Here is a 7,441-nt window from a genome sequence, read left to right as displayed (position 1 = left end):
CGCGTGCCGCCGGCCGAGGCACCCAAGACGCAGCGGCCGAAGACGGAGCGCCGGCCGCTGAGCCAGGACCAGATCGATTTCGCCCGGACGCTCGATTTCCACCGCGACAGGAGCGCGCTCGTCCTCAACAAGCCGCCGGGCCTCGCCACCCAAGGCGGCACCAAGACCAAGGACCATGTCGACGGGCTGCTCGACGCGCTCCAATATGAAGCCGAAAGCCGGCCCAAGCTCGTCCACCGGCTCGACAAGGATACGAGCGGCGTCCTGCTCGTCGCGCGCACGCCGCGGGCCGCCGCCTTCTTCTCGAAGACCTTCTCGACGCGCAAGGCGACCAAGATCTACTGGGCCATCGTCATCGGCGTGCCCGAGATCGAGGACGGAGTGATCGACCTGCCGCTCGCAAAACAGCCGGGCACGGGCGGCGAGAAGATGCATGTGTTCGACGAAGGTCAGTCCGCGAAGACGCGCTACCAGGTGATCGAGCGTGCCGGCAATCGCGCGGCCTTCGTGGCGCTCCAGCCCTATACGGGCCGCACCCATCAGCTGCGCGTTCACATGGCGGCGATCGGCCATCCGATCGTCGGCGACGGCAAATATGGCGGCGCGGAGGCGTTCCTGACCGGGGGGATCAGCCGCAAGCTGCATCTCCATGCGCGGCGGCTGAAGCTGCCGCATCCCGACGGCGGCCAGCTCGACGTGACGGCCGACCTGCCCGAGCATTTCGCCAACAGCCTGGAAGCGTTGGGCTTCTCGCCCGAACTGGGCGACGCCGTGTTTCAGGAGCCGGCGCGCGAGGATCCGAAACAGGCGCAGAAACGGGCCGCCAAGGCGTATGCCAAGGACAAGCGCAAGGCGCGGCGCGGCGAGCGGCGCGGTCGCGGCAGCCGGGGGAAGGCCTGATGCATCCCAATCCGCGTTTCCACTGGCAGGACCGCGAAGCGATGGCCGAACTCGTCGCGCAGGTCGGGTTCGGCATGGTTTTCGCCGACACGCCGGACGGGCCGCGCGTCGCCCATGTCCCGGCGATCTTGCAGGACGGCCGCCTACTCTTCCATCTGGCGAAGGGCAATGCGCTGACTAAATATCTCGACGGGCGGACCGCGCTGTTCGTCGTCAACGGTCCGGACGCCTATGTCAGCCCCGACTGGTACGGCGAACCCGACCGGGTGCCGACCTGGAACTATGTCGCGGTCGAGCTGGAGGGTCCGGTTTTGAAGCTTTCGAGGGAAGAACTGGTCGCCCAGGCCGATGCGCTGAGCGCGGCGCAGGAAGGCCGGCTCGACAAGAAACCTTGGACTCGCGCGAAGATGCGCGACGGCCTGTTCGAGAAGATGCTCGGCGCGATCACGGGCTTTGCGCTCGAACCCAGGGCCTGGCGCGGCACGATCAAGCTCGGCCAGGGCAAGCCGGCCGACGCGGTCCGCAATGCCGCCGATGCGATCGAGGCCAATGGCCGCCCCGCCATCGCGCACTGGATGCGCAGCCTCGAGCCATGAGCAACCGTCTCGCCATTTTCGATTGCGACGGCACGCTCGTCGACAGCCAGCGCAATATCTGCCTTGCGATGGAACGCGCGTTCGAAGGCGCGGGCCTTGCACCGCCGCCGCGCGAAGCGACGCGCCGCGTCGTCGGCCTCAGTCTCGTCGAGGCGATGCGGACGCTGCTCCCCGATGCCGAACCCGAGCGCCATGCCGTGCTCGCCGAAGACTATAAGCGGGCCTTTACCGCCATGCGCAGCGCCGGAACCGTCCATGAGCCGCTCTACGAGGGCATCGCCGACACGATCGCGACGCTCGACGCGGCGGGCTGGCTGCTCGGCGTGGCCACCGGCAAGTCCGACCGCGGACTGAAATTCGTGCTCGAATCGCATGGCCTGACCGACCGGTTCGTGACGCTCCACACGGCCGACCGGCACCCGTCCAAGCCGCACCCCGCGATGCTCGAAGCCTGCATGGCCGATGCCGGCGCCGCGCCGGATACGAGTGCGATGATCGGCGATACGACGTTCGACATGGCGATGGCGCGGGCCGCCGACATACTGGCCGTCGGCGTCGCCTGGGGCTATCATGACGCCCATGAGCTGAAGGCGGCAGGGGCCCATATCGTGATCGACGATCCGGCCGATCTCGCCGCCGTCCTGAAGGAGATTCCATGACCCCCGAAGACCGCGAACGGCTCGCCAGGTCGCGCTTCCAGACGCTCCAGCTGCTGCGCTTTACCGGGATCATCGTGATGATCATCGGCATGTGGATCTGGGCCGGCGACATTCTGCGCCCAGGCGGTTGGCCAATGCTGGGCATCCCGATCTTCGCGATCGGCCTGTTCGAAACGCTCGTGCTGCCCACCATTCTCGCCCGCCGTTGGAAAAGCCCGCCGGCCGAATAGACAGACACGCATGAAACGCTTTTACGACAATGCCGACGCCAAGCGGAGCAGCGATGGCTGGGCGATCGCGCTCGACGACCGGCCGGTCAAGACGCCCGGGCGCAAGCCGCTGGCCGTTCCCGCGCGCAAGCTCGCCGATGCGATCGCCGCCGAATGGGCGGGCCAGGAAGACAAGGTCGATCCCGCCGCTATGCCGCTGACCGGCTTCGCCAATGCCGCGATCGACCGGATCGCGCCGCACCGCGAAGCCTTCGCCGCCGAACTCGCCCAATATGGCGAGACCGACCTCCTATGCTATCGCGCCGACAGCCCGGCCGAACTCGTCGCCAATCAGTGCGCGGCCTGGGATCCGCTGCTCGACTGGGCGAGCGAGCGGTTCGATATCGGTTTCGAAACGACCACCGGCATCGTCCATCGCCGGCAACCCGAAAACACGGTCGAACGCCTGAAGGCGGCGATCGGAACCTATGACGCGTTCCGGCTCGCCGGCCTCTCGCCGATCGTCCGGATCGGCGGATCGCTCGTCGCCGCGCTGGCGCTCGCCGAAAACGCTTTCGACGAGGACACGGTCTGGGCGGCCACCCGCGTCGACGAGGACTGGCAGGCCGGCCAATGGGGCGAGGACGAGGAAGCCATCGCGGCCCGCGACGCCCGCCGCCGCGAATTCAGCGCCGGAATGCGGTTCCTGCGGTTGCTCGAGGGCTAGGATTCGCGGACTTTCTTGTCAGACTCAATCTTGCGGTTGAGCCCCGCACGAGTCTGCTCCCCCTATTCCTCCCCGAACCGGTCGTCGCTGTCGATATGCTTGGGCAGGAACCAGCGCGCGATGATCGCGCCCGCCACGATGAAGCTCAGCGCGTCGATGAAGAAGACGAAGCCGTGATAGATCCAGTCATGGTGCCACCAGACCGGATTGCCGAGATTCATGTAGAAGGCGGCGGCGATCCCGAACAGTGCGACGATCGACACCCGCGCCCCGAAATCGCGGACATGGCCGGACAGGGTGAACAGGGCGGCCCCGATGATCACCGCCGATATCAGCATATGGATGAACCCGGCGAGCATCGTCGAACCCGCGCCAATCTCGAAACCGCTGGGATTGTAGTGGATCATCGCGATCGGCCCGTCGAGATACATGCGCTGCTGCACCTCGCCCGATCCCGAGGGCACGAGGACCGTGCGCGCCCCGTCATTGTCCATGTTGGCGGCAAGCACGCTCTGGATCGCGGCCGCCTCGCTGTCGCCGACATCGCCGACCGGAATGCTGCCGAGCAGCCCGTAGGCGATGAACCCGATGATGAACATGGCGGCCGCCGCGACGATCGCACCCGGAACGATTTTGAGCATGAGAGTCTCTCCCCTGACTGTTGACGGGAAAGCTAGGCCTGTCGGACGGCGATGAAAAGCCCGGCCGGGCCTATCCGGTCAGCCCGCGGACGAAATCGACCAGACCCGTGCGGCGATTGCGGCGCAGCCGTTCGGCCTCGAGGATCGCCCGCGCCCGTTCGGCGCATTTCTCCGCGTCGTCGTTGACGAGCACATAGTCATATTCGGCCCAGTGGCTGATCTCGCCCGCCGCCCGCTCCATCCGCCCGGCGATCACCTCGTCGCTGTCCGTGCCGCGCCCGCGCAGCCGGGCCTCGAGTTCCTCCATCGACGGGGGCAGGATGAAGACGCGGACGATGTCGGGATCGACCTGCTTCAGTTGCTGCGTCCCCTGCCAGTCGATGTCGAGCAGTACGTCGCGCCCGGCATCGAGCGATTTGTTCACCTCGGCCTTGAGCGTGCCGTAGCGCCGGTCGAAGACATGCGCCCATTCGAGAAAGGCGTCCTCGGCGACCAGCCGGTCGAACTCGGCATTGTCGACGAAATGATAATGCTGGCCGTCAGTCTCGCCCTCGCGGATCGGCCGGGTCGTCGCCGATACCGACAGCGAAATCTCGTCGTCGGATTCGAGCAGCTTGCGCGCGATGGTGGACTTGCCGGCCCCGCTCGGCGATGAAAGCACATAAAGGAGCCCGCGGCGCTCGAGCGTGATCGGATCGGCCATGGGCCCGGTTCGCGCACGCAGGCGGCGAGGTCAAGATGGGAGGGCGATATCGCACGCCATTACTGGGTCATCGCGGCATCCATCGTCATCGCCGCCGCCCTCCTCTATGTCATGGGCCGCAATCCGATCTGCGAATGCGGCGAAATCAAATTCTGGGTCGGCACGGTCCATGGACCCGACAACAGCCAGCATCTGGCCGACTGGTACACGCCCAGCCATATCATCCACGGCTTCCTGTTCTGCGGACTGGGCTGGTTGCTCTTGCGAACGCGACCGGTCGGTCTCTGGTTCTGCCTGGCCGTCGCGATCGAAGCCGCCTGGGAGATACTCGAAAACTCGCCGATCATCATCAACCGCTATCGCGAGGCGACGGCCGCGTTCGGCTATTCGGGCGACGCGATCATCAACTCGCTCGCCGATATCGGCTGGATGGCGCTGGGCTTCCTGATCGCGCGGCGCATCGGGCTCTGGCCGACCGTTGCCGTCGCGCTGTTCTTCGAGCTGCTCACCCTCTGGATGATCCGCGACAATCTGACGCTGAACGTCCTGATGCTGGTCTGGCCGATCGACGCGATCCGGGTGTGGCAGGGGGGATAGCCAAGCCGGTTCCGATCCGCCATAGCGCGCGCGATGGCGACTCGGCTTTCCCTTCTGAAACAGTTGCGTAAGGATCGGATCCGGCTCCTGGCGGCGGTTCTGCTGGTCGTCCAGGCGCTGATCCCGAACGGCTTCATGCCGGTGTTCGGCGCAGACGGCCCGCGGATCATGCTGTGCACCGGGCAGGGGCCGCAAGGCGCGGCGCTGCCCGACAATGCCCCGGCCGCCATGCGTGCGCTCGCCGATGCTATGGACGGTGAACAGGCGCCGGAAAACGACAATACGCCCTGCGACTATGCGGCGGCGGCCAGCCCCGTCGCGATGGCCGGACCGGCGGCCGCCGGTCCGGTCCCGCCGCTCGATGCCGGCCCCGCCTTTCCGCCCGCCGGGCTGGTCGCCATCGGCACCGGCCTCGCCGCGCCTCCGCCGCCGCAGACCGGCCCGCCGCTCACCTTCTGAACCGACCGTCGCGCTCGCCCCCGGGCGCGAGATCCATTCGATTCAGCAAGGATATTTTCGTGAAACACGCTTCTTTCGCGGCGCTTGCCGCCGCGCTTCTCTCCACCCCGCTCGCCGCCCATGAGGGCACCCATGCCGACGGCCATGCGCCGATCGGCGTGATGGGCGATCACACGCACAATGCCGGCGAGATCATGTTCTCCTACCGCTTCATGCACATGGAGGGATCGGGCAGCCAGATCGGCACTGAGGACATTGCCTCCGACACCATCGCCACGACGATCCCGAACCGCTTCGCCGGTTTGCCGGGCCAGCCGCCGACATTGCGCGTCGTTCCGCAGGAGATGCGCATGGAGATGCATATGGTCGGCATGATGTATGCGCCCGTCGACTGGATGACGCTGATCGCGTCTGGCGGCTACGTGACCCGCGAAATGGAGTCGGTCACCTATCGGGGCGGCATGGGTCCGACCGTGCTCGGCGGCTCGGACGTATCGGTCGACGGCTTTGGCGACGTCGTCCTGGGCGCGCTGTTCCCGCTGTCGAAAGTGCCCGACGATCACGAGATCGTCGCCCGCGCCGCGATCAGCATTCCGACCGGCTCGATCACGGAGACCGGCGAGATGCTGACGCCGATGGGCACTGTGCGCGCGATGCGGCTCGCCTATCCGATGCAGCCCGGTTCGGGAACCTGGGACCTCAAACCGGCGATCACCTATCGCGGCTATTCCGGCAATTTCGGCTGGGGCGCGCAATATAATGCGACGATCCGGCTGGGCATGAACGACGAGGGGTACAGCCGCGGCGACATCCACGAAGTCACGGGCTGGGTGAGCTACGAACCGGCGCGCTGGATCAGCCTGTCGGCGCGGCTGGCCGGGCGCACGACCGGGCGCATTGACGGAATCGACTCGCGGATCATCGGGCCGAACCAGGCCGCCAATCCCGATTTCCAGGGCGGCGAGCGCATCGACGCCTTTTTCGGGATCAACCTCGCCGCGCAGGGATCGCTCGACGGCCAGCGGCTCGGGATCGAGATCGGCGCGCCGGTCCATCAGGACCTGAACGGCCCCCAGATGAGCGGCGACTGGTCGCTGACGATCGGCTGGCAGGGCAGCTTCTAGGGGATCACAGGCGGTTCGGCGGCCGGCGCGGCAGCGGCCGCGATACCGGTTTCGCCCTCGGCGCGCGCGAGCCCCATATCGGCGTCGCGCGCGTCGAGACCGCCGGTTTCGGCCGCCTCGCGTTCGCGCTTCCTGTCCCACAGATATTTGGCGAGAAGCCCGCCGCCGACCAGCGCCGCGCCGGGCAGCGAGCGGGTCGCGATCCGCGCGGCGACGAGGCCGAGCCCCGCGCCGAGAATGCCGCGCCCCGCGGTCCGGCTGCGCACGTTGCTGCCCAGCGCGCCTCGGGCTATGCTTCTGATCAGGCTCATCCTTTGCTCTCCAGTGGTACGGGTTCCTTGAATGTATGGGTAACGTACGGGAAGGGGATTTCGATCCCGGCATCGTCGAGCGCGCGCTTGACGGCGCGGATCACCTGGTCGCGGCTTTCGTGCATGTCGCGGGGCGTGGATCCCGACCACCAGCGGATGCGATAGTCGACCGAGCTGGAGTTGAACTCGGTGGCGAAGACGTCGACGCCCCTGGACTGGTCGACCTTGTCGCAGCCCGTGACCGCCTCCTCGATGACCTTCGCCGCCTCGTCGAGATCGACATCATAGGCGACGCCGCACACCACTTCGTGCCGGCGGCCCGGATCGTCGGTGAAGATCTCGACCGGGTTCTTGAACAGGATCGAGTTGGGGACGATCGTCACTTCGTTGGAAAGCTTGCGGATATGGGTCTCGCGCAGCGTGATCTTCTCGACCTTGCCGGTGATCCCCTCGCATTCGATGACGTCGCCGATCCGCATCTTCTCGCGGATCATGATCAGCACCCCGGCCAGGAA

The 7,441-nt window shown here is 66.9% G+C and carries 12 protein-coding genes; 8 read left to right on the top strand and 4 right to left on the bottom strand.

Annotated features, from left to right (window positions below; translation table 11 throughout):
* The 5 genes from ACTS1X_RS14065 to ACTS1X_RS14045 form a co-directional block, all read left to right on the top strand.
* On the top strand, positions 1-900 hold a 900-nt coding region (locus ACTS1X_RS14065; RefSeq protein WP_442615034.1), incomplete at its 5' end, for an RluA family pseudouridine synthase.
* A complete protein-coding gene (locus ACTS1X_RS14060; protein ID WP_442615033.1) occupies positions 900-1,496 on the top strand; it encodes an FMN-binding negative transcriptional regulator in 597 nt (198 codons plus the stop codon). The genes ACTS1X_RS14065 and ACTS1X_RS14060, both read left to right, overlap by 1 nt.
* The gene (locus tag ACTS1X_RS14055) at positions 1,493-2,155 is read left to right on the top strand and encodes an HAD-IA family hydrolase (protein WP_442615032.1); all 663 of its coding nucleotides are present in this window, start codon (positions 1,493-1,495) and stop codon (positions 2,153-2,155) included. The genes ACTS1X_RS14060 and ACTS1X_RS14055 overlap by 4 nt, the downstream gene beginning before the upstream one ends.
* A complete protein-coding gene (locus ACTS1X_RS14050) occupies positions 2,152-2,385 on the top strand; it encodes a hypothetical protein (RefSeq protein WP_442615031.1) in 234 nt (77 codons plus the stop codon). Before ACTS1X_RS14055 ends, ACTS1X_RS14050 begins: the two co-directional genes overlap by 4 nt.
* Before the next feature lie 10 nt (positions 2,386-2,395).
* Positions 2,396-3,091 carry an ATP12 family chaperone protein gene (locus ACTS1X_RS14045; protein WP_442615030.1) on the top strand — a complete coding sequence of 232 codons (696 nt, stop codon included), beginning with the start codon at positions 2,396-2,398 and terminating at the stop codon, positions 3,089-3,091.
* 62 nt (positions 3,092-3,153) lie between these two features.
* Here the strand turns inward: ACTS1X_RS14045 and ACTS1X_RS14040 are convergent, their stop codons facing one another.
* Entirely contained in the window at positions 3,154-3,732 is a 579-nt protein-coding gene (locus ACTS1X_RS14040) for a hypothetical protein (protein ID WP_442615029.1), read from the bottom strand.
* Between the two features lie 70 nt (positions 3,733-3,802).
* Positions 3,803-4,435 (bottom strand): guanylate kinase, encoded by a 633-nt coding sequence (gmk, locus tag ACTS1X_RS14035; RefSeq protein ID WP_442615028.1) that lies wholly within the window; start codon positions 4,433-4,435, stop codon positions 3,803-3,805.
* A gap of 48 nt (positions 4,436-4,483) precedes the next feature.
* On the opposite strand from gmk, the gene ACTS1X_RS14030 reads away from it, so the two are divergent.
* Genes ACTS1X_RS14030 through ACTS1X_RS14020 form a run of 3 tightly spaced genes read left to right on the top strand, consistent with a single transcriptional unit; the run spans position 4,484 to position 6,615 of the window.
* Entirely contained in the window at positions 4,484-5,032 is a 549-nt protein-coding gene (locus tag ACTS1X_RS14030; protein WP_442615035.1) for a DUF2585 domain-containing protein, read from the top strand.
* Between the two features lie 33 nt (positions 5,033-5,065).
* Positions 5,066-5,491 (top strand): hypothetical protein, encoded by a 426-nt coding sequence (locus tag ACTS1X_RS14025; protein ID WP_442615027.1) that lies wholly within the window; start codon positions 5,066-5,068, stop codon positions 5,489-5,491.
* A gap of 59 nt (positions 5,492-5,550) precedes the next feature.
* Positions 5,551-6,615, top strand: coding sequence for a transporter (locus ACTS1X_RS14020; RefSeq protein ID WP_442615026.1), 1,065 nt, complete (start codon positions 5,551-5,553; stop codon positions 6,613-6,615).
* Here the strand turns inward: ACTS1X_RS14020 and ACTS1X_RS14015 are convergent.
* Both ACTS1X_RS14015 and ACTS1X_RS14010 read right to left on the bottom strand, forming a co-directional pair.
* Entirely contained in the window at positions 6,612-6,926 is a 315-nt protein-coding gene (locus ACTS1X_RS14015) for a hypothetical protein (RefSeq protein ID WP_442615025.1), read from the bottom strand. The two genes, ACTS1X_RS14020 and ACTS1X_RS14015, sit on opposite strands and share 4 nt — an antisense overlap.
* Positions 6,923-7,441: mechanosensitive ion channel family protein (locus ACTS1X_RS14010; protein WP_442615024.1), on the bottom strand; the 519-nt coding region annotated here is incomplete at its 5' end. The genes ACTS1X_RS14015 and ACTS1X_RS14010, both read right to left, overlap by 4 nt.

The organism is Parasphingopyxis sp., from assembly GCF_052168275.1.
Lineage (GTDB): Bacteria > Pseudomonadota > Alphaproteobacteria > Sphingomonadales > Sphingomonadaceae > Parasphingopyxis.
The sequence above is the reverse complement of the archived record's forward strand: the minus strand, read 5'-3'. Positions and strand labels throughout refer to the sequence as shown.